This is a genomic window from Pseudomonas sp. VD-NE ins (assembly GCF_031882575.1).
Lineage (GTDB): Bacteria > Pseudomonadota > Gammaproteobacteria > Pseudomonadales > Pseudomonadaceae > Aquipseudomonas > Aquipseudomonas fluorescens_BZ.
Map to the genome: position 1 here is coordinate 187,942 of NZ_CP134772.1, position 26,318 is coordinate 214,259.

General features: G+C 59.1%; 24 protein-coding genes. 14 read left to right on the top strand and 10 right to left on the bottom strand.

The features are described 5' to 3' along the window. The first annotated feature begins 72 nt into the window (after positions 1 to 72). From cysT to RMV17_RS00775, 3 genes are read left to right on the top strand one after another with little or no spacing between them, the layout of a single operon-like run. Complete coding sequence (gene cysT / locus RMV17_RS00765) at positions 73 to 891, top strand: sulfate ABC transporter permease subunit CysT (protein WP_008080019.1); 819 nt, start codon at positions 73 to 75, stop codon at positions 889 to 891. A 13-nt stretch (positions 892 to 904) separates the two neighbouring features. Beyond that, on the top strand, positions 905 to 1,777 hold the full coding sequence (gene cysW, locus RMV17_RS00770; RefSeq protein WP_108224225.1) for a sulfate ABC transporter permease subunit CysW: 873 nt from the start codon (positions 905 to 907) through the stop codon (positions 1,775 to 1,777). Positions 1,778 to 1,780: 3 nt separating this feature from the next. Further along, on the top strand, positions 1,781 to 2,770 hold the full coding sequence (locus RMV17_RS00775; RefSeq protein WP_016987602.1) for a sulfate/molybdate ABC transporter ATP-binding protein: 990 nt from the start codon (positions 1,781 to 1,783) through the stop codon (positions 2,768 to 2,770). Positions 2,771 to 2,878: 108 nt separating this feature from the next. Here RMV17_RS00775 and RMV17_RS00780 read toward each other — a convergent pair whose 3' ends face one another. After that, positions 2,879 to 3,403: an Mpo1-like protein gene (locus tag RMV17_RS00780; protein ID WP_311884854.1), complete on the bottom strand. Its 525-nt coding sequence runs from the start codon at positions 3,401 to 3,403 to the stop codon at positions 2,879 to 2,881. An 84-nt stretch (positions 3,404 to 3,487) separates the two neighbouring features. Here RMV17_RS00780 and RMV17_RS00785 point away from each other — a divergent pair, with 84 nt between their 5' ends. Then, complete coding sequence (locus tag RMV17_RS00785) at positions 3,488 to 4,165, top strand: Crp/Fnr family transcriptional regulator (RefSeq protein ID WP_311884856.1); 678 nt, start codon at positions 3,488 to 3,490, stop codon at positions 4,163 to 4,165. A 164-nt stretch (positions 4,166 to 4,329) separates the two neighbouring features. Here the strand turns inward: RMV17_RS00785 and uraH are convergent, their stop codons facing one another. Together uraH and RMV17_RS00795 are read right to left on the bottom strand one after the other, a co-directional pair. Beyond that, complete coding sequence (gene uraH / locus RMV17_RS00790) at positions 4,330 to 4,740, bottom strand: hydroxyisourate hydrolase (RefSeq protein ID WP_311884858.1); 411 nt, start codon at positions 4,738 to 4,740, stop codon at positions 4,330 to 4,332. 12 nt (positions 4,741 to 4,752) lie between these two features. Further along, the gene (locus tag RMV17_RS00795) at positions 4,753 to 5,238 is read right to left on the bottom strand and encodes a heme-binding protein (protein ID WP_108224229.1); all 486 of its coding nucleotides are present in this window, start codon (positions 5,236 to 5,238) and stop codon (positions 4,753 to 4,755) included. Positions 5,239 to 5,373: 135 nt separating this feature from the next. On the opposite strand from RMV17_RS00795, the gene RMV17_RS00800 reads away from it, so the two are divergent. The 4 genes from RMV17_RS00800 (at position 5,374) to RMV17_RS00815 (ending at position 9,008) form a co-directional block, all read left to right on the top strand. Then, a complete protein-coding gene (locus RMV17_RS00800; RefSeq protein WP_007917671.1) occupies positions 5,374 to 6,054 on the top strand; it encodes a heavy metal response regulator transcription factor in 681 nt (226 codons plus the stop codon). Beyond that, a complete protein-coding gene (locus RMV17_RS00805) occupies positions 6,044 to 7,432 on the top strand; it encodes a heavy metal sensor histidine kinase (RefSeq protein WP_311884861.1) in 1,389 nt (462 codons plus the stop codon). Before RMV17_RS00800 ends, RMV17_RS00805 begins: the two co-directional genes overlap by 11 nt. Before the next feature lie 111 nt (positions 7,433 to 7,543). Continuing rightward, positions 7,544 to 7,792, top strand: coding sequence for a helix-turn-helix transcriptional regulator (locus RMV17_RS00810; protein ID WP_311884863.1), 249 nt, complete (start codon positions 7,544 to 7,546; stop codon positions 7,790 to 7,792). After that, positions 7,785 to 9,008, top strand: coding sequence for a type II toxin-antitoxin system HipA family toxin (locus tag RMV17_RS00815; protein WP_311884865.1), 1,224 nt, complete (start codon positions 7,785 to 7,787; stop codon positions 9,006 to 9,008). The genes RMV17_RS00810 and RMV17_RS00815 overlap by 8 nt, the downstream gene beginning before the upstream one ends. Positions 9,009 to 9,012: 4 nt before the next feature. Here the strand turns inward: RMV17_RS00815 and RMV17_RS00820 are convergent, their stop codons facing one another. After that, complete coding sequence (locus tag RMV17_RS00820; RefSeq protein WP_102899636.1) at positions 9,013 to 10,017, bottom strand: AraC family transcriptional regulator; 1,005 nt, start codon at positions 10,015 to 10,017, stop codon at positions 9,013 to 9,015. A 100-nt stretch (positions 10,018 to 10,117) separates the two neighbouring features. Here RMV17_RS00820 and RMV17_RS00825 point away from each other — a divergent pair, with 100 nt between their 5' ends. After that, on the top strand, positions 10,118 to 11,188 hold the full coding sequence (locus tag RMV17_RS00825) for a fatty acid desaturase (RefSeq protein ID WP_311884869.1): 1,071 nt from the start codon (positions 10,118 to 10,120) through the stop codon (positions 11,186 to 11,188). A gap of 197 nt (positions 11,189 to 11,385) precedes the next feature. On the opposite strand, the gene RMV17_RS00830 is transcribed toward RMV17_RS00825, so the two are convergent. The 3 genes from RMV17_RS00830 to RMV17_RS00840 are packed head-to-tail and all read right to left on the bottom strand — an operon-like array spanning position 11,386 to position 15,421. Next, positions 11,386 to 12,996 (bottom strand): arylsulfatase, encoded by a 1,611-nt coding sequence (locus RMV17_RS00830; RefSeq protein WP_311884871.1) that lies wholly within the window; start codon positions 12,994 to 12,996, stop codon positions 11,386 to 11,388. Positions 12,997 to 13,010: 14 nt separating this feature from the next. Continuing rightward, complete coding sequence (locus RMV17_RS00835) at positions 13,011 to 13,826, bottom strand: ABC transporter ATP-binding protein (protein ID WP_016985205.1); 816 nt, start codon at positions 13,824 to 13,826, stop codon at positions 13,011 to 13,013. Then, positions 13,823 to 15,421, bottom strand: coding sequence for an ABC transporter permease (locus RMV17_RS00840; RefSeq protein ID WP_034151835.1), 1,599 nt, complete (start codon positions 15,419 to 15,421; stop codon positions 13,823 to 13,825). Before RMV17_RS00840 ends, RMV17_RS00835 begins: the two co-directional genes overlap by 4 nt. Before the next feature lie 390 nt (positions 15,422 to 15,811). On the opposite strand from RMV17_RS00840, the gene RMV17_RS00845 reads away from it, so the two are divergent. Further along, positions 15,812 to 16,825, top strand: a complete 1,014-nt coding sequence (locus RMV17_RS00845) for an ABC transporter substrate-binding protein (RefSeq protein WP_034151836.1) — start codon at positions 15,812 to 15,814, stop codon at positions 16,823 to 16,825. Between the two features lie 42 nt (positions 16,826 to 16,867). Here the strand turns inward: RMV17_RS00845 and RMV17_RS00850 are convergent, their stop codons facing one another. After that, positions 16,868 to 17,788, bottom strand: coding sequence for a LysR family transcriptional regulator (locus RMV17_RS00850; protein ID WP_034151837.1), 921 nt, complete (start codon positions 17,786 to 17,788; stop codon positions 16,868 to 16,870). A gap of 181 nt (positions 17,789 to 17,969) precedes the next feature. Between RMV17_RS00850 and RMV17_RS00855 the strand changes: the two genes are divergently transcribed. Further along, the gene (locus RMV17_RS00855; protein WP_311884876.1) at positions 17,970 to 18,878 is read left to right on the top strand and encodes a TauD/TfdA family dioxygenase; all 909 of its coding nucleotides are present in this window, start codon (positions 17,970 to 17,972) and stop codon (positions 18,876 to 18,878) included. Between the two features lie 211 nt (positions 18,879 to 19,089). Here RMV17_RS00855 and RMV17_RS00860 read toward each other — a convergent pair whose 3' ends face one another. Both RMV17_RS00860 and RMV17_RS00865 read right to left on the bottom strand, forming a co-directional pair. After that, complete coding sequence (locus RMV17_RS00860; RefSeq protein ID WP_311884878.1) at positions 19,090 to 20,706, bottom strand: alkaline phosphatase family protein; 1,617 nt, start codon at positions 20,704 to 20,706, stop codon at positions 19,090 to 19,092. 215 nt (positions 20,707 to 20,921) lie between these two features. Continuing rightward, positions 20,922 to 21,866: a LysR family transcriptional regulator gene (locus RMV17_RS00865; RefSeq protein ID WP_311884880.1), complete on the bottom strand. Its 945-nt coding sequence runs from the start codon at positions 21,864 to 21,866 to the stop codon at positions 20,922 to 20,924. Positions 21,867 to 22,031: 165 nt separating this feature from the next. Here RMV17_RS00865 and RMV17_RS00870 point away from each other — a divergent pair, with 165 nt between their 5' ends. The 3 genes from RMV17_RS00870 to RMV17_RS00880 all read left to right on the top strand — a co-directional run bounded on the left by RMV17_RS00870 (position 22,032) and on the right by RMV17_RS00880 (position 26,275). Then, a complete protein-coding gene (locus RMV17_RS00870; RefSeq protein ID WP_311884882.1) occupies positions 22,032 to 24,392 on the top strand; it encodes a TonB-dependent receptor in 2,361 nt (786 codons plus the stop codon). Between the two features lie 23 nt (positions 24,393 to 24,415). Then, positions 24,416 to 25,759, top strand: coding sequence for an aryl-sulfate sulfotransferase (locus RMV17_RS00875; RefSeq protein WP_311884883.1), 1,344 nt, complete (start codon positions 24,416 to 24,418; stop codon positions 25,757 to 25,759). Positions 25,760 to 25,948: 189 nt separating this feature from the next. Further along, positions 25,949 to 26,275: a hypothetical protein gene (locus tag RMV17_RS00880; protein WP_034151843.1), complete on the top strand. Its 327-nt coding sequence runs from the start codon at positions 25,949 to 25,951 to the stop codon at positions 26,273 to 26,275. The last annotated feature ends 43 nt before the right edge of the window (positions 26,276 to 26,318 follow it).

A 26,318-nucleotide genomic window follows, 5' to 3' on the forward strand; every position in this document is an offset into this window, starting at 1 on the left:
TCCCTCTTCGCGAGCAGGTCGAATCGTCGCACCGTCGCTCCCACATTGATGCGTTTTTAACCAAGGACTTTTATGTCGCGTCGTATCTCCCCCGTCATACCCGGCTTCGGGCTGACGCTGGGCTACACCTTGGTGTACCTCAGCCTGATTGTGCTTATCCCGCTGGCGGCGATGTTCGTCCACGCCGCCCAACTCACCTGGGATCAGTTCTGGGCGATCATCTCCGCACCACGGGTGCTGGCCGCGTTGAAGCTGAGTTTCGGCACCGCACTGTGTGCCGCGATCATCAACGGCATCATCGGAACGCTGCTGGCCTGGGTGCTGGTGCGCTACACCTTCCCGGGGCGCAAGGTAATCGACGCGATGATCGATCTGCCGTTCGCCCTGCCGACAGCGGTGGCCGGTATTGCGCTGACTGCGTTGTACGCGCCGGCTGGACTGGTCGGCCAGTTCGCAGCCGACCTCGGTTTCAAAATCGCCTACACCCCGCTCGGTATCACTCTGGCGCTGACCTTCGTCACCCTGCCGTTCGTGGTGCGCACGGTGCAGCCGGTGCTGGCCGACATTCCCCGTGAAGTCGAAGAAGCTGCCGCGTGCCTCGGTGCGAAACCGTTGCAGGTGTTTCGCCACATCCTCGTCCCCGCGCTGCTGCCCGCCTGGCTGACCGGTTTTGCCCTGGCGTTCGCGCGTGGCGTCGGCGAGTACGGTTCGGTGATTTTCATCGCCGGCAACATGCCGATGAAAACCGAGATCCTGCCGCTGCTGATCATGGTCAAACTCGACCAATACGATTACACCGGCGCTACCGCCATCGGCGTGCTGATGCTGGTGGTTTCCTTCGTCCTGTTGCTGCTGATCAACTTGCTGCAGCGGCGCATCGAAACCCCATAAGGAGGCGCGAACAATGTCCCAATCGTCTATTGCAGCCGCCTCTTCGGCCAACGCTGCACGCCGTGGCAGTGCCACTTCGCGCAGAGTCCTGATCGGTCTTGGCTGGCTGGTTTTTTTCCTGTTTCTGCTGCTGCCGTTGTTCATCGTCGTATCACAGGGTTTGAAGAATGGTCTCGGTGCGTTCTTCACCGCGATCTTTGAACCGGATGCACTGTCGGCGCTGAAGCTCACTGTGTTCGCCGTGCTGATTTCGGTGCCGTTGAACCTGGTGTTCGGCGTCAGCGCCGCGTGGTGCGTGAGCAAATATTCGTTCCGCGGCAAGAGCATGCTGGTGACCCTGATCGACCTGCCGTTCTCGGTATCGCCGGTAATCGCCGGTCTGGTTTACGTGTTGATGTTCGGCGCCCAGGGCTTGTTCGGGCCATGGCTGCAGGATCACGACATCCAGATCGTCTTCGCCCTGCCGGGCATCGTGCTGGCGACGATCTTCGTCACCGTGCCGTTCGTGGCCCGTGAGCTGATCCCGCTGATGCAGGAACAAGGCACGCAGGAAGAGGAGGCCGCGCGTCTGCTCGGCGCTAACGGCTGGCAGATGTTCTGGCACGTGACCGTCCCCAACATCAAATGGGGCCTGATCTATGGCGTGGTGTTGTGTACCGCGCGGGCCATGGGTGAATTCGGTGCGGTGTCGGTGGTCTCCGGGCACATTCGCGGGGTGACCAACACCTTGCCGCTGCACGTCGAGATCCTCTACAACGAATACAACCACGTGGCCGCGTTCGCTGTGGCGAGCCTGTTGCTGATCCTGGCGCTCTTCATCCTGCTGCTCAAGCAGTGGAGCGAAAACCGTATCAACCGCCTGCGCGCCAGCGCCGCGGAGGAATAAGTCATGTCGATCGAAGTGCGTAACGTCAGCAAGAATTTCAATGCCTTCAAGGCGCTGGACAACATCAGCCTGGACATCCACAGCGGTGAGCTGGTCGCGCTGCTCGGCCCGTCGGGCTGCGGCAAAACCACGTTGCTGCGCATTATTGCCGGCCTGGAAACCCCGGATAACGGCAACATCGTCTTCCACGGCGAAGACGTCTCCGGCCACGATGTACGTGATCGCAACGTCGGTTTCGTATTCCAGCACTACGCCTTGTTCCGCCACATGACCGTGTTCGACAACGTCGCCTTCGGCCTGCGCATGAAACCGAAAAACCAGCGCCCGAGCGAAAGCCAGATTGCGGTCAAGGTTCACGAATTGCTGAACATGGTGCAGCTGGACTGGCTGTCGGATCGTTATCCGGAGCAATTGTCCGGTGGTCAGCGTCAGCGTATCGCTCTGGCCCGTGCCTTGGCGGTCGAGCCGAAAGTGCTGCTGCTGGATGAGCCGTTCGGCGCCCTCGATGCCAAGGTGCGTAAAGAGCTGCGTCGCTGGTTGGCGCGGCTGCACGAAGACATCAACCTGACATCGGTGTTCGTGACCCACGACCAGGAAGAGGCGATGGAAGTCGCTGACCGTATCGTGGTGATGAACAAGGGTGTGATCGAACAGATCGGCTCACCGGGCGACGTCTACGAAAACCCGGCCAGCGATTTCGTTTATCACTTCCTCGGCGACTCGAACCGCTTGCTGTTGAGCGACGACAATCACGTGCTGTTCCGCCCGCATGAGGTGTCGTTGTCCAAGCATGAGCTGGAAGACCACCATGCGGCTGAGGTGCGTGATATTCGGCCATTGGGCGCGACCACGCGGGTGACGCTCAAGGTGGAAGGGCAGACTGATCTGATCGAGGCCGAAGTGGTCAAGGATCACGACAGCCTGATCGGCTTGGCCAAGGGAGAGACCCTGTTCTTCAAACCGAAGGTCTGGCAGAAAGTCGCCAGCCTCTAAAGTCAACAGCTTCGCGAGCAGGCTCGCTCCCACAGGGATTTTGGTTGTTCACAAATTTTGTGTTCAACACCCATCCACTGTGGGAGCGAGCCTGCTCGCGAAAGCGGTCTAAACAGCTGCACGATTCGGATTGACCCGCACCACGCCCGCCCGCACCTCGATCTGCTCTTTCAACTCATGCCGCATCCCCAGCATGAACGCCAGTTCAGCCACGACAAATAACGGCCCGACAATCAGCCCCGACACATCATCGACAAACGCCGGTTTGCGCCCTTCATAGTGATGCCCGACAAACTGGATCACCCAGCCGATCACAAACATCGCCAGGCCGCTGCTCAGCCAGACCATCGTGCTCTGCTGCGCCAATACATGCCCGGCCCAGACAGACAGGCCCATCAGCACCGTCATCAATACCCCGAGCTTCAATTCCAGACGCAGATAAAACCACGCAGAGGCCAGCGCCACGATCACGGCTGGAGATATCCACAACCCGCCCAGCGACCATTCCGGCCGCGACAACAACACCGCGACGGCCACCACGATCAGCGGAATGCCGATAAAGTGGCTGGCGATATTGCGCGGATCACGGTGGTAGGCGGCGTATTGACTGAGATGGTCGACGAGGTTTTTCATTGTTGTTCCTCCGGTAGGGTTGATCGCATCATCCCTCGGGATCAGGGTTCGCTCTGTCAGGCAGGCGACAATCCAGGAGTGTTTATGCAAATTCGTTCACGGCTGATGAGCGGGCAGTGGTTCAGTCATCTGCCGTCGTCTTTTCAGGATAGCTTGCTGGCGGCGGCCCGGGAGCGGCGGCTGACGGCGGGGCAGCGCTTGTTTCAGCGCGGCGATGCGCCGTGCGGTTTGTACGCGGTGCTTGATGGCGCCGTGCGCATCAGTGCGGTGAGCGAGCAAGGCAAGGAGGCGCTGTTGAGTCTGGTCGAGGCGCCGCACTGGTTTGGCGAAATCTGCCTGTTCGATGGCCAGCCGCGCACCCATGACGCTTATGCGGTCGGGCCGTGCACGTTGCTGAATATCCCGCAGGCGGTGCTGCTGAAACTGCTCGATGAGCAGCCGGTGTATTGGCGGCATCTGGCGCTACTGATGAGCCACAAACTGCGCCTGACGTTTATCAATCTTGAACAACTGAGCCTGCTTCCAGCCCCGGCGCGTTTGGCCCATCGCTTGCTGATGATTGCCGAAGGCTACGGCGAACTCGACGCGCCACGCCGGGTACTGCAACTGCCGCAGGAGCAGTTGGCATCGATGCTGTCGCTGTCGCGGCAGACCACCAACCAGATTCTCAAGGATTTGCAGGGGCAAGGGATTATCGGACTCGGGTATGGCGAGATTGAAATCCTCGATGCCACGCGGTTGCGAGCTCTGGCCACGATCTGACAATGCACCCCGGCCCCTGTGGGAGCTGGCTTGCCAGCGATAGCGGTGCATCAGCCGACATCGATGTCTGCTGAACGGCCGCCATCGCTGGCAAGCCAGCTCCCACAGGGTTTTCCGCCCTCCATGATATGTCAGGCAAACCACAGAACCTTTGGGAATGGGGCTTAGGAACCGCGATAGGTCGAGAAGCCGTACGGGCTGAGCAGCAGCGGGATGTGGTAGTGCTGATCGGTCTGCTTCACTTCAAAAATCACTGGAATCTCCGGGAAGAACGTGTCGTGCTTGATCTTCTTGAAGTACTCGCCGGTCTTGAACACCACGCGGTATTCACCCGCCTCAAAAGGCTGTTTGGCCGGGAACAGTTCGGCAATCCGCCCTTGTTCATTGGTGGTGCCCTGAGCCAGTGGCTGCCAGTTCTGGCCAACGTGTTTTTCCAGCGTCACGTTGATGCCTGGCGAAGGCAGGCCGTTTTCCAGATTGAGCACGTGCACGCTCAAGGGGTTGCCAGCAGCCAGCGCCAGGCTTGAAAAAGCACTCAGGCCGAGCGCGGCGAAGGTCATGCGCAAAGTATTCATGGATGCATCTCCTTATTGGGAACGGGTGATGGCCAGACCGGTTTTCTCGGCAGCCTTGATTGCACAGTTTTCGTCTTGCTCGCCGCCGCCGGAGCCGGCCACGCCCATGGCGCCCACCAGTTCAGTGCCGAGGAACAGCGGGATCCCGCCGCCAAGCAGCAGCAATTCATCGAGGGTGTTGAGGTTGGCGGTTTCCGGGTTGCTGCGAGCGCGTTCGGCGAACAATCGGGTCGCGGTTTTGGTCGACAGCGCGGTGTAAGCCTTGCGCTGGCTGGCAACAGTGTTGTGCGGGCCTACGCCATCGCCACGCAGGGTCACTAGCAGATTGCCGCCCCGATCAAGCACCGACACCGTGCCGGTGCAATTGGCCAATGCTGTGTCGGCGAGCAGGCGTGCGGTTTTCAGGTCGAGGTCGGCGTGACGTGGCAGTTCAGGACTGGCGACAGCGCCGCCACTGAGGCCGATCATCAGGCTTGCAACGAGGAATTTGACGGTCATGGACAGGCTCCAGAATCTGAGGTCGTCACCTTAATCGCCGGTCTTGGTCAGAACCTCGTCAGTCTGATTACAAGTTTGTAATGGGCAACGCCGCCGAAGGCGCCTAGCCTGTGTGCCTGTCAATCGAGGTGTGCCATGCGTTTGCTGGTCGTAGAAGATGAAGCCAAAACCGCGAATTTCCTCGCCAAAGGCCTGGGCGAGTCGGGTTTTGCCGTGGACGTGGCGCTCAATGGCCTCGATGGTCGCTACTTTATCGAGCAGCAGGAATACGACCTGATCATCCTCGATGTAATGCTCCCCGGGCTCAACGGCTGGCAATTGCTGCAACTGATCCGCCAGCGCGGCGCCACGCCGGTGCTGTTTCTCACCGCCAAGGACGCCATCGAAGACCGCGTGCGCGGCCTCGAACTGGGCGCCGACGATTACTTGCTCAAACCCTTCGCCTTCGCTGAACTGCTCGCGCGGGTGCGCACGTTGTTGCGACGCGGGCCGATGCGCGAAGCCGAGTCGTACAGCATCGCCGACCTGGAAATCGACGTGCTGCGCCGCCGCGTCAGTCGTGGTGGTCAGCGCATCGCCCTGACCAATAAGGAGTTCGCCCTGCTGCAATTGCTCGCCAGTCGCCAGGGTGAAGTGCTGTCGCGCACCTTGATTGCCTCGCAGGTGTGGAACCTGAATTTCGACAGCGACACCAACATGGTCGAAGTCGCGGTGCGCCGTTTGCGCTCCAAAGTCGATGATCCCTACATGCCGAAACTGATCCACACCGTGCGCGGTGTCGGTTATCAACTGGAAGCCCCCGACGATGCGCTCTAGGTCGATCGCCTGGCGCCTGGCGCTGGCGTTCGCATTGGTCTGCGCTTTGGTGTTGAGTGCTATCGGCGTATTTCTTTACCGCTCGCTGGCCTCGGAAATCGCCTACCGCGACGACCTCGCATTGCTTGGACGACTGGAGCAAGTGCGCGCCTTGCTCGCCGACAGCGACAGCCTCGACGCCTTGCAGGCACGGCCGCGGCTGTATCAGAACATGCTCGGTAATCTCGACAGCCTGTTGCTGGTGCGCCGCGCCGATGGCTCCAGTGTGATCGCCATCAACCCACGTCAACGCGAGTTGCCCGCGCTGAACGCGATCCCCCGCGAGCAAACACCGCAGCGCCCCGATGTGCTCACCTGGCAAGCACCGGACGGTGTCGAATTGGCGTTGTTGTCCGGCGAAGCGCAAGGGCCGAATGGCGAGCCGCTGACGGTCCTCGCCGGTAAAGTGCTGAGTGAGCGCGAGCAGATGCTCGGCAGCTATCGCATGCGCTTGTACCTGTCGATTGGCCTCGGTGCGTTGCTCGCCTTTGCCCTGGGCTTGCTGTTGCTGCGCCGGGGCCTGCGACCGTTGCACCAGTTGAGCGAAGCGGTACGCGGTATCGACCTGCGCAGCCTCGATCAACGCCTTCCCGCCAATGGCACGCCTGCCGAACTGCTCGAACCGGTGCAGGCGCTCAACGGCATGCTCGTGCGGCTGGACGACAGCGTGCAGCGTCTCTCGCAGTTCTCCGCCGACCTCGCCCACGAGATTCGTACGCCGTTGCACACCTTGTTGGCGAGCAATGGTCAGGCGCTGAATCATCCGCGCAGCACGGCGGAATATCAGGAGGTGCTTGCCTCGAACATGGAAGAGTTCGAACGGCTCAAGCGCATGGCGGAAAACCTGATGTTCCTCGCCCGGGCAGAACAGGCCGAACGCGCGCTGAATGTGCAAACGCTGGATTTGCACAGCGTTGGCAGTGAACTGTGCGATTACTTTGAAGCCTTGGCGGATGACCGCGATCTGCGGCTGGACAATCAACTGCATGGCGAACTGCGCGCTGATCAGCAATTGCTGCAACGTTCGCTGGGCAACTTGCTGGCCAATGCCGTGCGTCATGCTGATCCCGGAACCATGATCAGTCTGCGCAGGCGTGACGAGTCGGGCTGGTGCTGGTTACAAGTGCACAACCATGGCCCGACCATTGCGTCGGAGCATCTGGGCAAACTGTTTGACCGTTTCTATCGCGTAGACCCTTCACGGGCAGAGCCGGGGGATTCGGGTGGGTTGGGATTGGCGATCGTGCAGTCGATCATGCAGTTGCATGGGGGGCGAGTGCGGGTGAGCAGTGATGCGGCGGGCACCGTGTTTGAGTTGGGGTTTCTGGCAAGCAAGTGAGTACTTCTTGATCACTCGTAATTAGGCTAAGCTTGCTCAACGAGTGCATCAAATGCGATGCAAATTAAGCAAATATCTAAATTTGCACCGTATTTGATGCAGGAAAATCACATGGAACAGCTTGGTGAATTGATCAAAACCCTGCGCAAGGCGAACAAAATGACCCAGCAGGCGCTGGCTCAGCAATACGGAATGAGCCGCGCGACGATTTCCGGGATCGAAAACAACACCATTGCCGAAATCGGCTTGCGCAAAGTCGAAGCGATCCTCAACGGGTTTGGCTATGAGCTGGCTGCGGTTCCACGCCAGTCTCGCCGACCGACACTCGATACGCTGCAAAAGGTTAACTTCCATGACTGAGTCGTCGGATCGGTTAAACGTCTGTGTCGGCGGGCAAGCGGTGGGAGCGTTGGCGCGAGGGCAAGATCGAGTCGACAGCGTCTTCAATTACCGCGAAGAAACCAGTGCTGAAAATGCCGTGTCACTGACAATGCCATCCCGGCTGGAAAGTTATGGTTGGGAAAGTGGCATACATCCGGTTTTCGAAATGAATTTGCCGGAAGGTGCGCTTCGTGATGAGCTGGTTCGTCGTTTCAGCAAGGCGGTTCGTGGTTTCGATGACTTCGCACTGCTGGCCATTGTGGGCCCCTTTCAGCTGGGTCGGTTGTCAATTACCGAAGCATCGATAGTGGATCGACCACCCGAAACGTCATTGGCCGATTTGCTCGTGCACGATGGTGCGCAAGGCCTGTTCGAGGATTTATTAAAAACCTACGGCCAGTATTCCGGAGTGTCTGGGGTGCAGCCAAAAGTGCTGGTACGTGACAGCGCTGCCGCGATTGATCGCCTGACTCATCGGGGATCGACCCATCTGGTCAAAGCGTTTCGTGCCAATGAGTATCCGCAGTTGGCGACCAACGAATACTTCTGCATGCGCGCCGCGCAACACAGCGGGCTTGAGGTGCCGCAGTTTGAGCTGAGCGAGCAGGGCAAGTTTCTGGTTATCGAGCGATTTGACTTGAGTGGCACAGGCTACTTGGGTTTCGAGGACTTCTGCGTGCTCAACGGCTGGCCGTCGAAAGCCAAATACGACGGTTCTTACGAAGGTGCGGCTCGGCAGATCAAAGCATTTGTTTCACCCGCGCTGCTCAATCATGCGCTCGAAGCATTTTTCAAAATTTTGGCTTTGTCCGCAGGTCTGAAAAACGGCGACGCTCATCTTAAAAACTTCGGTGTGCTGTACGAAGACTGTGGCGAGGAATCGACAATCAGACTCGCACCCGCATACGACATCATCACCACATCGGTCTACATAAAGAACGACAGTATGGCGTTGCTGTTGGGGGGGTCGAAGGCCTGGCCAAAGCACAAAATGCTGGTACGCTTTGGTCGAACTGCCTGCAATCTGACCGAGGCGCGTTGCAATGAATTACTGCATCAAGTGGCTAACGGTATGCAGGTGGCAATGGGCGAAATGGCGGAGTACAGCGCAAGTCATCCAGCGTTCGCCGAGATGGGATCTGCCATGATCGAGCAATGGTCATCCGGTATGGAACGCAGTCTGGCCAAAGCCTGATCAATCAGCGCAAGCCATCGCGAAACTGCCCCGGCGTCATCCCCGTCCAGCGCTTGAACGCGCGGCTGAAGCTGCTGGTGTCGGCAAAACCCAGCAAATAACTCACCTCACTCAACGAACACTGCGGATCGCGCAGGTGCAGCAACGCCAGATTCTCGCGGCTCTCGTTGAGCAACGTATCAAAGCGACAACCTTCATCCGCCAGATGCCTTTGCAGGCTGCGCAAACTCAGGTGCAAGGCTTGGGCAATGCGTTCGGCGCTGGGCTCACCTTCCGGCAGTTGTTCTTCAATGGCGTCGCGCACCTTGCGCTCCCAGGTCAACGGCTGGAGCTGAGCCATGGTGCGTTTGAGCACGGCCTCGTTGTGTTCGGCGAGTTCCGGGTTGGCGTCGTCGAGGTGGCTGTCGAAGTCGGCGAGAGCGAACTCCAGACGATCCTCGGTACAGCCGAAATGCACCGGTGCGCGGAAGACTTTGTGCCATTGATGCGCATCGCTCGGTTCCGGGCGTCGCAGGTAAACCGCCAGTGGCGCGTAATCACGGCCGAGGCGATTGCGGCAGGTGCGCACGTAGATCGCGGTGAATGCGTCGATGGCTTCGAAGGCTGGCGCCGGATTGCCTGACGGAATTTTCAGACGAAATTGATAGCGGTCGTCGCCACGATTCAGCTCCAGTTCCAGCGCATCACTGACCACCGGGTGATAGCGCACGATACGTTCGAACACCTCGCGCAAACTGCCGCTGGCCACCAGCGCATACCCGAGGGCATGGAACGTGGTCGGGCTGACGAACCGCGATACGCGCAGACCAATCGCCGGGTCGCCGCTGACCTGCACGGCGATTTCCCACAGGCGCGTGGTGCCTGACAGCGGATAGCGCGCGTTGGGGTCGTCCATCAAATTCGGGTCGAGCCCGGCCTGTTGGCACAAGGCAATGCTGTCCAGCCCCAGCGCATCGAGTTGTTTGCGCAAGGCACGGGTCCAGCTGGCGAGGGAGGTCGGTTCCTTCATGCTGATTGGCGCTTCCGGTCAACAAGTTGGCGTTCTCGGCTACCGCGATTGAAGCTCTGGCGAGGCACGATGCGAACATCATAAACCCGAGGATGGAAGCATGGACGGTACTTCTGCAAGTCGCCAGCGACACAATGCGGCCCAGCGATCAGCGCATATTCGCGAAGTGGTACTGGCCAAGGGCGTCGAACTGCGCGAGCGCTACCCGATTCTCAAGCATCAGGACGCGCTGGGCGCGGGGATCCTGGCTTTTGCCCTGATCGGGATGATTGGCTCGGCGGCGCTATACATCAGCGGCCACATGGCGTGGTGGGTGTGCCTGTTGCTCAACGCGTTTTTTGCTTCGCTGACCCATGAGCTGGAACATGACCTGATCCACAGCATGTATTTTCGCAAGCAGCGTGTGCCGCACAATTTGATGATGGGCCTGGTGTGGCTGGCGCGGCCGAGCACGATCAATCCGTGGATTCGTCGGCATCTGCACCTCAATCACCACAAGGTCTCCGGCACTGAAACCGACATGGAAGAACGCGCGATCACCAACGGCGAGCCGTGGGGTTTTGCGCGCTTGCTGATGGTCGGCGACAACATGATGTCGGCCTTCATCCGCTTGCTGCGGGCGCCGACCTGGGCGCACAAGTGGAGCATTCTGAAACGGGTTTTCAAAGTCTATGCACCGCTGGCGCTGGTGCATTGGGGCGCGTGGTATGTGTTTCTCGGTTTTCACGCGGCCAACGGCATCGCCTATCTGCTGGGCTCGCCGATTGAATGGTCAGCGACCACATTGTCGGTGATGCAGGTCATCGATATCGCCGCCGTGGTGATCATCGGCCCGAATGTGTTGCGCACGTTTTGCCTGCACTTCATTAGCTCGAACATGCATTACTACGGCGATGTCGAACCGGGCAATGTGCTGCAGCAGTGTCAGGTGCTGAACCCTTGGTGGTTTTGGCCGTTGCAGGCGTTCTGCTTCAACTTTGGCAGCAGTCACGGGATTCATCATTTTGTCGTGAAGGAGCCGTTTTACATTCGTCAGCTGACGGTGCCGGTGGCGCATAAGGTGATGCGAGAGATGGGGGTTCGGTTTAATGATTTCGGCACGTTCGGGCGGGCGAACCGGTTTGTTCGTCGGGATGAGGTTGTGGTGGCTGGGGAGGCGGTGGAGGCCTGACGAGCTGCCCTCACCCTAGCCCTCTCCCGGAGGGAGAGGGGACTGACCGAGGCATATTGGGGAAGTACGCCGACGTGAAAAATTTGTGTCGAATCCATAATCGACTCGTTTTCACAGGTCGATGTATAGCGAAAGACACCTCGGTCAGCTCCCTCTCCCTCGGGGAGAGGGCTGGGGTGAGGGGCTTTTGCTCTTGGTTAGTCCGGCTGAAAAGGCGACTCACTGAGAATCACCCCAGTCTCCTCGACATACTGCTGCCAATGCCCAATCAACGCGCTGAGCTTCTCCGGCCGACTCAACGCCAGATCATGAATCTCCCCCGGATCACTGCTCAAATCATAAAGCTGCCAGGTCGCCGGCCCCACCGGCCCGGGAATCCACACCGCTTTCCACGACCCCTGCCGAATCGCCCGGCGCCCGAACAACTCCCAACCCGTCACCGTATGCTCGTCATGCACCTGCGCAGTCTCACCGGACAAGAATCCCAGCCACGATTTGCCACGCAGTGGCGCCACCGGTTTGCCGTGCCAGAGCTTGCCCGGATGACGCACGCCGGCCAGATCGAGAATCGTCGGAGTGATGTCCATTACCGTGCCGAAACCGTGGCTGATCTGTCCTTTGATCGCCAATTGCGGATAGTGCAGCAGCGCCGGCACGCGAATCCCGCCTTCAGTGGTAAACGCCTTGAACAACCGCGATGGCGCAGTCGCCACTTGAGCCCAGTTCGGCCCGTACCAAACGTAAGAATTGGCCCGGCCAATGTTGTCGAGACTGTTGTCGTAGTGCTGGCTGAGATACGTCACCAGTTCCGGGCCGAATTTCGGAAACGCTTCAAGCAGCGCGCCTTCGGCGCCGTTGTCAGACATGAACAGGATGAACGTGTTGTCGAGCTGCCCCTGCTGGCGCAGATAATCGACAACCCGGCCAATGTTCCAGTCCATGCGCTCGACCATCGCCGCGTAGACCTCCATGGCCCGTGCGGAAATCTGTTTTTGTTCCTCGCTCAACGCGTCCCACTGCTGGGTCAACTGAATCAGCGGATGCGGTTCTATGTCCGGTTCAATCAGGCCGAGGGTTTTGAGTTTTTCCAGACGCTCCAGGCGCAACACTTCAGGGCCAGCGTCATAGCGGCCACGGTATTTCTCGACGATCTCGGCCGGTGCCTGCAACGGCCAGTGCGGCGCGGAGAACGGCAAATAGGCGAAGAACGGTCGCGTCTGGTCACGTTCCTTGAGGTATTGCAGCAACTTGTCGCCGAAGGCGTCGGAGGAATAGAAATCCTTCGGCAACTCATCGAGAAACGTATCGTCCTCGATGTACAGCGCCGGCGTGGATTTCAGCAGACCGGGCGTTTGCTCATCGTAGGTCGGCTCGAAACCGTAGTGGTTGGCCGCGCCGGGCAGCAGCGAAAACGAGCGCTCGAAACCCCGCGCATGGGGCGCCAGTTCAGCTTTCAGGCCGAGGTGCCATTTGCCGCTCATCAACGTTTGATAACCGGCCTCGCGCAGCAGCTCCGGAAGCGCCACCACGCGGTCGTTGAGATAGCCCTCATAACCCGGTTTACCGATCAGTTCCGGGGTCAGCGTTTCGGCCATGGTGCCGATGCCGGCGATGTGGTGGTCGGTGCCGGTCAACAGCATCGAACGGGTTGGCGAGCAGGTCGGCGCGGTATGAAAATCGGTCAGGCGCAGGCCATTGTTGGCCAGGGCATCAAGGTGCGGCGTGGCGATTTCGCCGCCGAACGCACCGATGTCGGAGAAGCCTAAATCGTCGGCCAGAATCACCAGAAAATTGGGACGTTGCGGCATCGCAAAACTCCTGTTCAACAGGCAATGAACGTCAGCGGCAGATCGCGGATCTGTACCGGTACGCTCGGTTGGTAATGGTCGTCACTGGTCAGCTCGTGCAGCAGCTCTTCACGCAACTGATGGAAGTCAAAACTACTGCGCTGGCGCGGATGGGGCAGGGCGATGTCGACCACTTGCTTGATCCGTCCCGGGCGCGGCTCCATTACCACCACGCGGTCGGCGAGGAAGATCGCTTCTTCGACGTCATGGGTGACGAGGATCGTGGTGATTTTTGCGCGGTCGCGGATCGCCAACAACTCGTCCTGCATCTGCTGGCGGGTCAGCGCATCGAGCGCGCCGAATGGTTCGTCGAGCAGCAGAATTCTTGGGCTGGCAACCAGGCCGCGAGCGATCGCTACACGTTGCGCCATGCCGCCGGAGAGCTGGTGCGGATAGGCGCGGGTGAAGTCGCGCAGGCCGACCAGCTCGATGAAGTCGTTGATCCGCTGTTGCTTCTGCGCCGCGCTCAGCGGCTCGTTGACCAGACCCAGACCGATGTTGTCGGCGACGGTCAGCCAAGGGAACAAACGGTGTTCCTGAAAGACAATGCCACGTTCGCCGCCGATGCCGCTGACGGCTTTGCCATCCACGGTAATTTGCCCGCGAAACTGCGTATCAAGGCCCACCAACAAGCGCAGCAACGTCGATTTGCCACAGCCGCTGGAGCCGACAATGGCGACGAATTCGCCTTCGGCGATATCGAGGTTGAATTCGCGAATCGCCTCCAGTTCGAAACCGTCGACGTCGAAGGATTTGCCTACGTGATTGAAGCTGACAATCGGTGCGTTCATGCGTGTCTCCAGCGGGTCGCGCGAATTTCCAGGCGTTGGCCAATGAGGTTGAGCAGGGCGCCGGTGAGACCGACGAAAAGCATGCCGGCCATGATCAGGTCCATGCGCAGCAGTTGTTGTGCGCCGATCATCTGGCTGCCGATACCGCCATTGGACGGCATGAAATATTCGGCGCCAATGGTGCCGAGCCAGGCGTAGATCAGGCTCAGTCTGAGGCCTGCGAAAATCCCCGGCGCGGCGCCCGGCAGCACCAGTCGACGCAGGCGTTGAGCAAGGCTCAGGCGCAGGACTTGTGCGGCTTCGTTGAGTTGCGGTGAGAGATTGGCGACGCTGCGTTGCGTGGCGATAAACAGCGGGAAGAAGGCGGCGAGGGCGACGAATACCCACTTGGCCAGTTCGCCGAGACCGAACCACGCGGTGAGCAGCGGCACCCAGGCGAAGATGGCGATCTGACGGAGGGCGGCGAGGGTCGGGCCGAGCAGGCGTTCGCTGGTGCGCGACAAGCCCAGCAGCAAGCCGAGGGCGAAACCGATTCCGCCGCCCAACAGCAAACCGCCGAGGGTGCGGCCGAGACTGAGGGCCATACCGCTGATCAACGTACCGTCGAGCAGGCCATCCCATGCCGTGCTCAATACGGCCAGCGGGCTGACCAGAATGTTGCTATCGACCCACTGCAGTTCGTTCGCCAGTTGCCACAGCGCCAGCAAGCTCAGCGGCAACAGCCATGGCTGCAGACGCTGCCAGCCTGCATAACGCGGGCCGCGACGAATTTCGGCGGTGGCCGGATGCGGCCAGTGCACGAGTTTCTTGTCCAGCAGGCCGATGCCGCGATCCATCGCCACACCGATCACACCGATGACCACGATGCACACGAAAACAATGTCGAGCATGAACAATTGCCGCGCCCAGACCATCAGGTAACCGATGCCTTCACTGGAGGCCAGCAGTTCGACTGCTAGCAATGAGGTCCACCCGGCGGCCAATGCCAGACGTACGCCAGCCATGAACGCGGGAAGGGCGGCGGGCAACACCAGGCGACGGATCAGCAGGTGTGGCGGCAAACGTAAAACAGCGGCGGCTTCGCGCAGTTTTGGTTGTGCATCTCTTACGCCGACCAGTGTGTGCAAGGTCACCGGCACCACGATCGCTTTGATCAGCACCACCAGTTTCAGCAATTCGCCGATGCCGAAAAACACCATGAACAGCGGGATCCACGCCAGCGTCGGTATTTGCGAAAGTCCGGCGAAGGTGGGGAAGATCAAGCGTTCAAGACGACGACTGAATCCCAGCGCTGCACCGAGCAATGCCCCCGCAGAAACCCCCGCGAGCAGGCCCCAGAACAAACGTTGCAGACTGATCCACAAATGGCTCCACAACTCGCCCTGCGACAACTCGACAGCACTGTTCCACACCAGCGACGGCGCGGGCAGGATCTGTTCGCTCATCCACTCATTGCGTGCGGCCAGCCACCACAGGGCGAACAGGCTGAGGGGCAACAGCCATGGCAACAGACGTTGGTTCAGGCTGGGCCAGGTACGGCGGCTTTTCAGCGGCGGCGCGGGTAGGGGGAGACTGAGCAAGGATTGGCGGGCCATGGGTGACCTCCGTTGTCGGGTTGGCTCAAGATCAAAAGATCGCAGCCTTCGGCAGCTCCTACGGGGGGAATGCGTCCTTGAATTGACCCTGTAGGAGCTGCCGAAGGCTGCGATCTGTAGCGGTATTAATTAAGAGCTAATGGTTATAAATAATCTTTGATAAGTTATTTTTAGAGATAAGCAGCGCCATTTAAGGCTTACAGCCCACACGCATCCAATGCATTCGAAGAATATTTTCGATGCTGTTAATGCATACGCCGCTGCAAGCCCCGTTATTGCTTGCTTAGCGTTAAAAGCTATAAAAATGTGCATTTATAGTATTTAAGTGCAGATAGTCATTCGGCCTACTTTCGGCTCCTCAACGCCCGTCGCGATCAAGGAGCTGCACCCATGAACCTCCCCTTCAAACGTGTTTTCAGTCTGTTTGCCGTTCCTGCTCTGGCGGGCCTGCTGGCGTTTACCGCGCATGCCGACGAACTCAAGGAAATCAGAATCGCCGTGCCCGACCTGAGCGCCGGCACCCAGCACAGCGGCGGCGGTGTGGTCGACGTGTTGCGCGATCAGCAGATTTTTGAAAAAGCCTTCGCCGATCAGGGCATCAAGATTCAGTGGAGTTTTTTCAAAGGCGCCGGGCCGGTGATCAATGAGGCGTTTGCCAACGGCCAGGTTGATCTGGCGTACCTGGGCGATCTGGCGGCAATCATCGGTAAGTCCAATGGGCTGGATACGCGGTTGCTCAGCGCCAGTGCGCGTGGCGTGAAGCAGTATCTGGGCGTGGTGCCGGGGTCAGGGATCAAGACCTTGCAGGATCTGAAAGGGAAACGCGTGGCGATCTTCCGCGGTACCGCGACACAGCTCTCGTTTGACGCGGCGCTGGCCAGTCAGGGCTTGAGCGAGAAGGATCTGAAGGTCATCAATCTGGACTTCACTGGCGCGACCGCTGCGCTGGCAGCGAAGCAGATCGATGCGTCGTGGGGCAGTTCCGGATTGGCGGCGCTACAGACCAAGGGCCTGGCCGAGTTACCGCTGAACACCAAGGATCTCGGTGGCGCGGGCAGCGTCCAATCGGTTCTGGTCGGCACCGGCAAGTTTGTCGACGCGCACCCGGAGGCGGTGGCGAAATTGCTCAAGGCGCAGCAGCAGGCGGTCGAGTGGCTGACCCAGGACAGCAACAAGGCTGCCTACGTGCAATTGGTCTCGGGGCTGGCGAGTTATCCGCCGGTGATTCTCACCGAGGATCTGAAGGATCAGAAATTGAGCGAAGTGTTCCCGTCGACGCTGGATCCGGTGTTCCTTGGCAGCTTGCAGGACAAAGTTGATCTGGCGGCGCAGCAGAAGCTGATTCGCAAGCCGTTCAAGGTGAATGATTGGGTGGCGCCTGAGTTGGCAGCGGCCAAGCTCTAACGTACACCGATCGTTCCCACGCAGAGCGTGGGAACGATCCCCTTAAACAGCGACGCTGATTTCCTGCCGATCCACCGCCACCAACGTCTCGATCAGCGCCCGTGCCGCCGGCGACAGGCGAAACCCGGTGCGACTGACGATCCCGCAACGCGCATTCATGCTCTCCAGGTTCTGCGGCAGATTGCGCCAGTGCAGCAACACCAGCGAACCCTTGGCAATGTCCTCGACAAACGCCTCTTCCGTACCGACGCCAATCGCATTCGATTGCAGCACCACTTTGACCAGTGCCGGAAAGTGCTCGGTCTCGATGGTCGGAGAAAAATCGATGCGTCCACTCAGGTTCGCCAGCAATTTACGAATGCCCGGCGGGATCAGCGTGGTCGCCAGCGGGTAGTCGAACATGTCGTTGGTCGACAGGCTTTCCTTGGCCAGCAACGGATGCCCCGGCCGGCAGAAAAATACTCCGCGTTTAGGCGTGAGTGCCTGGGTCTGGAAGTTTGGATCGGACTCGAAATGGCGGATGTCGGCGATGAAGAATTCGATCTCTTCACGGCTCAACGCGCGGCTGAGTTTTTCCCAGTTATCCACCTGAAAACAGGTGCGTACTTTCGGGTGCGCGTTGATGAATTGCGCCACGGCGTCCGGTACCAGTTTCACCGCCGGCGCCGGGCCGCAACCGAAGTGCACTTCACCGGCATCGAGCTTGGTCATCTGCGTCACCTCGGCACTGAGCAGCGCGGCACCTTGGACCAGGCTCAAGGCGTGTTGCAGCACCACCTGGCCCTCAGGCGTGGGGCGCAAATCTTTGTTGCCGCGATCCACCAGCACGCAGCCGAACTCCTGCTCGAGCCCCTGAATACTGCGGCTGAACGCCGGTTGAGTGATGCCCATCGCATCCGCCGCGCGGACAAAACTGCGGTGTTCGTTGAGGGCGATGAAGTAACGCAACTGGCGAAGATCCATATGCTTTTCCGGCATCCTAAAAATAGCTCGAAGGCATTTGCGACGAGGGTTGCTAGAGGTTTTAAATGCAAGCTCTTATTCCGTCAACGAAGCATGTGAATATCTATTAGATGCAAATAGAATATAGATAGAGCGTTGTTTCGCTGCCGTCCAACCGTAAGCAGTTGATGAGGGGCTACCCATGAGCAATGCCGCACTCGCAGTAAAACCCGCTGTCCACGCGCTGGAAATTCATCCGGTGGCCGGTCGTATCGGTGCCGAGATCCGTGGTGTGCATTTGTCCGGTGAGCTGGACGCCGACACAATCGAAGCCATTCAACAGGCACTGGTTCAGTACAAAGTCGTGTTCTTCCGCGAACAGACCCAACTCGACGATCAGCGTCAGGAAGCCTTCGCGCATTTGCTTGGCGAGCCGGTGGCGCACCCGACCGTGCCGTCTCGCGAAGGCACGCGTTATTTACTGGAGCTGGACGGTGCCGAGGGCCAGCGCGCCAACTCCTGGCACACCGACGTGACCTTCGTCGACGCCTACCCGAAAGCCTCGATCCTGCGCTCGGTGGTCGCCCCGGCCTTCGGCGGCGACACGCTGTGGGCGAACACCGCGACGGCGTACAACGGCTTGCCGACCGAGCTGCGTGAACTGGCCGACAAACTGGTCGCCGTGCACAGCAACGAATACGACTACGCCAGCGCCAAGCCGGACGTCTCGGCGGAGAAGCTCGAGCGCTATCGCAAGGTCTTCACCTCCACGGTTTACGAGACCGAGCACCCGGTGGTGCGGGTACACCCGATCAGCGGCGAGAAGAGCTTGCTGCTGGGGCATTTCGTCAAACGCATCAAGGGTTATTCGCAGGCGGATTCGGCGCATCTGTTCGGGCTATTGCAGAGCCATGTGATTCGTCAGGAAAACACCGTGCGCTGGCGCTGGAAGGCCGGTGACGTGGCGATCTGGGATAACCGCTCGACGCAGCATTATGCGATTGATGATTACGGCACTCAGGATCGGGTGGTGCGTCGGGTGACGCTGAAAGGTGAGGTGCCGGTTGGGGCTTCTGGGCAGCGTAGCCATACCATCAAAGGTCGCGATTGAAGATCAACAGCCCTCATCGGAACGCCGCCCGCCCAGCCCTCTCCCGGAGGGAGAGGGAGCCGACCGAGTTGTCTCGCGTTATGCATCGACCTGAAAGATATTTATCGATTATGGATTCGGTGAAGCAGGATCAGGTCGGTGTACCTCTGAAATATCCCCCATTCAGTCCCCTCTCCCTCTGGGAGAGGGTTAGGGTGAGGGGCTCTTCCCGCTACCAAACACCAATCTGCACAACCTTCTCGGTCTCCGGCTCTCCGTAGCGAAACCGCTGCCCACGCAAATCAATCTCCTGATGACTTATGGTCGTGCGCCGCTTCAACCCCCGCACCCATTCAAACAAATACCCCGCATGCTCCTCGCGCACCGCCGCGAACGCCGGGTCATCCCCCAGATCACGCAGCTCCTGCGGATCATTCAGCAGATCAAACAACTGCGGTCGAAAACCGTCGTACGCCAGGTATTTCCAGCGCTCGCTACGCACCATGGTCATGCGGCAACGATCAATCGGCTGGCCCAGACGCTCCCGCGCCGGCGCCTGGAAGGCATAGTCGTATTCGCTGATTGCATAGCGACGCCAGTCCGGATGTTCACCGTGCAGAAGCGGGATCAACGAACGTCCTTCAAGCCGATGCTCTGCCCCCGGCAATCCCAGTGCCTCAAGGAATGTCGGCAGCGCATCAATGGTTTCCGCCAGTCGATCATCCACCGTTCCCCGGGTGACATCTGCCGCCACCCGAGGGTCGCGCACGATCAACGGTACCCCCACCGCCTGCTCCAGCAAAAACTCCTTCTCACCGAGCCAGTGATCGCCCAAAAAGTCGCCGTGATCGCTGGTGAACACGATCAGCGTGTCATCCCATCGACCATTGCTCTGCAGAAAATCGAACAGCCGTCCGAGTTGATCATCCACCTGCTTGATCAGACCCATGTACGTAGGGATTACAGTCAATCGTACTGAATCGCGGGAAAAGTTGAGACTTTCCTCATGCTGGCGAAAGGCAGTGTATACGGGGTGTTTGCTGGCTTCGGAGGGCGTCGCGCGGACCGCATCGAGAATCGATTTCGTACTGTACAAGGCGTGGTACGGCGCTGGTACGATGTAAGGCCAGTGCGGTTTGATATAGGAAAGGTGTAAACACCACGATTTCTCGCCTTGCTCGGTGATGAAGTCGATGGCTCGATTTGTAGTGTAGACAGTCTCTGAGTGCTGCTCGGGAATTCGTGCTGGCAAATTCGCATGACGCATTTGCCAGCCACTGAGGATTTCGCCGTTTTCGCCTTCGGCGGCATTGGCCCAGTCGTGCCAAGGGTTTTTGCCGTCGAAGCCATGTTCACGCAGGTAATGGGTGTAGGGCGCGGATTCGCGTTTGTCGTCGAACAGCGGGTCGTCGGGGTAGATGCCGTCGTGGCGCATGTAAGGTTCGAAACCGACTTCGTTGAGGATTTCGGCTTGCTCGCTTTCGGGATTGATCGCCAGGCGTTGCAAGGCATCGACATTCGCCGTCGCGTGGGTCTTGCCGACCAGCGCAGTACGAATGCCGTGGGGGCGCAGATAGTCGCCGATGGTCAGTTCTTCCAGCGGCAACGGCACGGCGTTCCACGCGACTTGATGGCTACTCACATAACGCCCGGTATAAGCCGACATTCGCGACGGCCCGCAGATCGTGCCTTGGGTGTAAGCGCGGCTGAAACGCACGCCGGCCGCAGCGAGTCGATCGATATTTGGCGTGTGCAGATGCGGATGGCCGTAGCAAGACAGGTAATCGCGGCGCAGTTGATCGCACATGATGTACAACACGTTGCGCACGGGGTTTGGCGGGGTGGGCATGGGGTTCACCGGTCAATGGGACAGGCGAGGTATTTCGCTAGGCGTGGGGGTGTTCGGCAAGTGCATTTGGGGAATGGGTTTGATGCAGGAAATGCATCGTTGCCTGCACTGACGCCATCGCTGGCAAGCCAGCTCCCACAGGTATTGGGGGTGTCCACATGAATTGTGCTCGGCACGAATCCTGTGGGAGCTGGCTTGCCAGCGATAGCGGTAAATCAGACAGCAAAATTCTCCATTGAACAGACTTCTTCATCCACCGCATCAATCGCTTTGATCTGCTCAATCATCGCCTCGGCCAACGGCGACAACCGATACCCCGCGCGGCTGACAATCCCATAGCGGGTGTACAGCTCCTCAAGATCATCCGCCAACCCTTCAATGCGCAAACACACCAGCTCGCCCTTGGCTTGATGCAGCGCATCCGAATACGCCCCGACAATCCCGATCGCATCCGAGCGCAGCACCACGCTCAGTAGGCTGGAACTGTTTTCACACTCCACATTAGGCGTGAAATCCGGCCGCCCACTGAGGTCGACGATGACCTTGCGCAGGTTCGGTGGACGAATACTCACCGCCAGCGGATAGCTCATCAATTGCTCTGCGCTGACCTTATCGAAACCCGCCAGCGGATGCCCTGCACGGCAACAGAAATGCCACTTGCGCGGCCGCAGCCGGTAGGTCAGGTAATCCGGATCCGCCTCGAAATGCCGAGTGTCCGCGACAAAAAATTCAAACTCTTCGCTGAGTAACCGCTTGCTCAGACTCTGCCAGTCATCGACCTGAAACTGCACCCGCGCTTTCGGGTAGCGCCCGATAAAGCTGCCAATCGCCCGAGGAATCAAACCTGCCGCCGGCGCCGGTCCACATCCGAAGCGCAATTCCCCCGCCTCCAAGCCATTGAACTGGCTGATCTCGTTGGCCATCTGCTGCGCGCCACTGACCAGTCGCCGCGCGTGCTCCAGCAGGACCTGGCCCTGTTTGGTCGGCGGTAATTCCTTGCGCCCGCGATCAACCAACTGACAGCCGACGCTGTGCTCAAGCGCCTGAATGCTGCGGCTGAACGCCGACTGCGACAGGTTCACCGCCTGCGCGCCGGCGACGAAGCTGCGTTGTTCAGCCAAGGCAATGAAGTGACGAAGTTGGCGCAAGTCGATATGCATTTTTCACATAAAAAATATCCGGGAAATGCATTGGATATGCATTAGGTCGACTCCTTATAAAGGCAATCTCTTATGCAGTAAATATTTGTAAATCCATAAATAAATAACTTAAAAGAATATGCAGCGCTGAAGATGTCTGTGTGTTTTTTGACCAGGAGCCGCGCCATGAGTCCGTTGAACCTAGCGTCACCCCTAACGCCACGACGGCTCAAACGCCTGCCTCTGGCCCTGTTGCTGGCAGGGAGCGCGAGCTGGACTCACGGTTACGCCGCCGACTCCGAAACCCCGGCGCCGGTGCCGGCCGGCAAGCCTGCCGCCAACAGTTCGCAACTGGAAACCGTGACCGTCACCACCCGCCGCCGCGAAGAAAGTTCGCAAGATGTACCGACGCCAATGAGCGTGGTCAGCGGGCAGAATCTGGAGACGCAACGGGTCTACCGGATTCAGGATTTGCAGCAACTGGTGCCCAGCGTCAACGTCGCCTACATGCATGCGCGGCAGTCCAGCGTGTCGATCCGTGGCCTCGGTAATAACCCGGCCAGCGATGGCCTGGAAGGCAGCGTCGGCCTGTACATCGACAACGTCTACCTGGGCCGTCCGGGGATGGCGGTGTTTGACTTGATGGACATCGAACAGCTCGAAGTCTTGCGTGGGCCGCAGGGCACGCTGTTCGGCAAAAACACCACCGCCGGGGTGATCAACATCAGCACCCGCGCGCCGACCTTCACCCCTGAGCGCAGCATCGAAACCTCGGTCGGCGAGGACGGTTACTTCCAGACCAAGGGCACCATTTCCGGGCCGCTCAATGATCAACTGGCCGGGCGCTTTTCGGCTTATCGCACCCGTAGCGACGGCGACATCAAAAACGAATACGACGGCCATGATTTGAATGGCGGCTCGCGCGATGGCTTCCGCGCGCAACTGCTGTTCAAGCCCAACGAAGATTTCAACTTGCGCTGGATCGGCGACTACAACGAAGAGGATTCCAGCGCCGGCACTCGCGTGTTGTACAACACCGGGCCGACCATCAACGGCGTCAATCTCTACCAGTCGCGCGCCAATGCGGCCGGCGCGACGCTGGTCAACGGCTCGCACCGCAAGGTCAATCTGGACAACGACCAGCATGTCACCGTGCATCAGGGCGGCACCTCGGTGGAAGCCAACTGGACGCTGCCGAGTGACTTCACGCTGACCTCGATCAGCTCCTACCGCTTCTGGAATTTCACCCCGCGCAACGACGACGGCCTTAACGTGCCGGCGAGTTACAACGCCGGGGTGTCGGTGGAGGACAAACAGTACTCGCAGGAATTTCGCCTGGCCTCGCCCAAGGGCGAGTTCTTCGATTACGTCGTCGGCGCTTACTACTTCGGTTCGGATCTGGACAATAAATCCTTCGCCTATTACGGCCCGCAAGCCGACATCTGGAACGGCACCGCGCGCGGTGCGCTGGCCAACGTCACCAGCATTGGCAACGGCCATATCAAGACCGACAGCTTTGCGCTGTTCGCTCAAGGCACCTGGCACCTAACCGAACAGCTGGATTTCACTGCCGGGGTGCGTGGCACTTATGAAGAGAAATCCGCTTGGGTCACGCGCGATGCGCCGATTGGTGGCGCTGCCGTAACGGGCGCTGCAGCCACGGCGCGACGCGGGCGTGCCAGCGCTTATGATTCCGGCGACTTGAACCAGTACAGCTCCAGCCCGTCCGGGTTGCTCAACCTCAGCTATCGCATCACAGATGATGTATTGGGTTATGCCACGTTGTCCCACGGCGAGAAATCCGGCGGGGTTAACCTCGCCGTCGGTTCCGCGCCGGTGGCCGGCGCCGATTCGCTACTGATCGGCACCGAACGTGCGAACAACGCCGAACTTGGCTTCAAGAGCACGCTGTGGGACCACCGTCTGCAACTCAACGCCAACGTCTTCTGGACGCAGGTCAACGCTTACCAGACCAACGCCTACGACGCGGAAAACCGCGTGCAATACCTGACCAACGCCGGCTCCGTGCGTTCGCGCGGCGTCGAGTTCGAAAGCACGGTGATCCCGCTGCGCGGCCTGACCCTGAACATCAACGGCTCCTACAACGACGTCAGCTACCTCTCGTACAAGGATGCCCCGTGCCCGCCGGAAGTCAGCCAGGCACCGGGTGCTCCAGCCTCATGCGACCTCAGCGGTCATCAAGTGGTCGGCGCTTCGAAGTGGATCGGCAACGCCAACGGCGAATACAAATGGAATCTGGATAACGGCTTCGAACCCTACGTCACCGCGAGCTATGCATTCCGCTCCAAAGCCGTCGGCACAGTCGAGGATTCCGACTACGGCCAGATCCCGAGTTACGCCGTGGTCAACTTTTCCACCGGCCTGCGCGGCGACTTCAACCAAGGCCAGTGGGACGTGTCGCTGTGGCTGAAAAACGCCTTCGACAAAACCTATTACACGACCCTGTGGACGGGCGGCAACGGCGGCTATGAAGGCCTGCTCGGCACACCGCGCACCCTCGGCGTCACCGGTCGCTACGACTTCTGATTCGTCATTCAAGGAGCTGCATCATGTTGCCTATCAAAACGGCTTTGCCGGTGTTGCTGTCCGGCGCAGTGCTCAGTGCCGGCGCCTTCGCCGCACCGAGTGTTTACCCGACGGGCGTCACTCGTTACGACCCGAACAAGGCGTTCAACCAGTACGTGATTTTCAGCGGAGCCGACAAACAGACGCACTTGATCGACATGAACGGCAACGAGGTGAAAACCTGGCCACAGGCAGGTTTCCCGTCAGCGATCATCGACCCAAAACTGGTGGGCGGTGAACGCGGGCATGTGCTGCTGCAACTGAGCGAAAAGGATCCCGGCAAACTCGGTTCGGCCGGCAACGGGCTGGGCAATCAGAGCGTCGGCGAGTTGGACTGGAATGGCAAAGTCGTCTGGCAGTGGGGCGACAAGGCCCCCGGTGGCGCGGCGCAACAGCATCATGATCAACGCCGTTTGAGCAACGGCAACACCGTGGTGCTGGCGAACAAGGTGCACAAGGTCAAAGGCTTCAAAGTCCCTGAGGTGATCGACGATGCAATCTATGAAGTCAGTCCCGACGGCGCGGTGAAATGGCAGTGGCTGGCCTCGGAGCATCTCAATGAATTCGGCTTCACCGCCGAGCAGTTGAAGCTGGTGCGTGCCAGTGAAAATCCGGATTACCTGCACATCAATAACCTCAGTCTGGTCGGGCCGAACAAGTGGTTCGATGCCGGTGACAAGCGCTTCAATCCGGACAACCTGTTGATTGATTCACGCAACGCCAACTTCATCGCGATCATCGATAAAAACAGCGGCAAAGTGGTTTGGCGTCTTGGGCCGAATTTGCCGCTGATCAACCCGAAAACCGCGCAGAAACTGCCGCGTCCGGTGGATCAGTTTGTCGGTCAGCATGATGCCCACATCATTCCGGCCGGATTGCCTGGCGCGGGCAATTTGCTGGTATTCGATAACCAGGGGTCGGCGGGTTATCCGAACGTCACCCTCGGGCTGATTTCCGGTTCGCGCGTATTGGAAATCGATCCGCTGAAAAACGAGATCGTCTGGCAGTACAGCGCGGCGAATTCGAAGCAGCCGGGGTGGGCGTTCTACAGCTCGTTCATCAGCAGCGCGCGGCGTTTGCCCAATGGCAACACGTTGATCGACGAAGGCATGAACGGACGTTTTTTCCAGGTGACGGCCAACGGTGAAAACGTCTGGGAGTACGTCAGCCCCTATCTCGGCAAAGCGCCGGGCAGCGACGCGATCAGCAACTGGGTGTATCGGGCGCTGCCTGTGAGTTATGACTGGGTACCAACGGACACGCCACGCTCCGAGACCGCCGTTAATGCGCCAGTTATCGGTGTGCAGCAAACCAATGCCAGTCGTTAGTTGAATTGGAATTAATGCTCGAACGAACGGCGATAAGTTATGAGCGAGTTGAACAGTGCTTATTGCAATTTAGTTAGTAGCTCGCGTGGACAATAATTGAATGTGCAACCATTCTGACTGTCGTGAGTTTCCAGGAGGAAACTTGCTCTCATCGGAAGACACTTATCCAACGATAAAGGAAATCTCGTTATGTCGAGCATTAATGGCAACTATGTAAACGCTAACGCTGGCGCCAAACTGACGATTACCGATGGCAACGATTCCAACGGCACCTTCAGCGGTAAATTCAGTCAGAACGGCGTGAATTACGACATTGCTTACGGGCACTACCATTTCCAGAACAGCACCGGGCAGCCTACGATCATCACGTTCACGGCTCTGAATGACGGCACTGGTTATCAGTCCTGGACATTGTTCTCGCCGGATCACAATTATTCAAAAGTTCGTGCGGTTGGTTCGCGCACAAACTTTGATGGTGATGTTGTTGGCGTGGCAGGGGAGTTCGTCAAGCAATAATAGCTGATTAAACAAAAAGGCCGGCGCACGAAAGTGCCCGGCC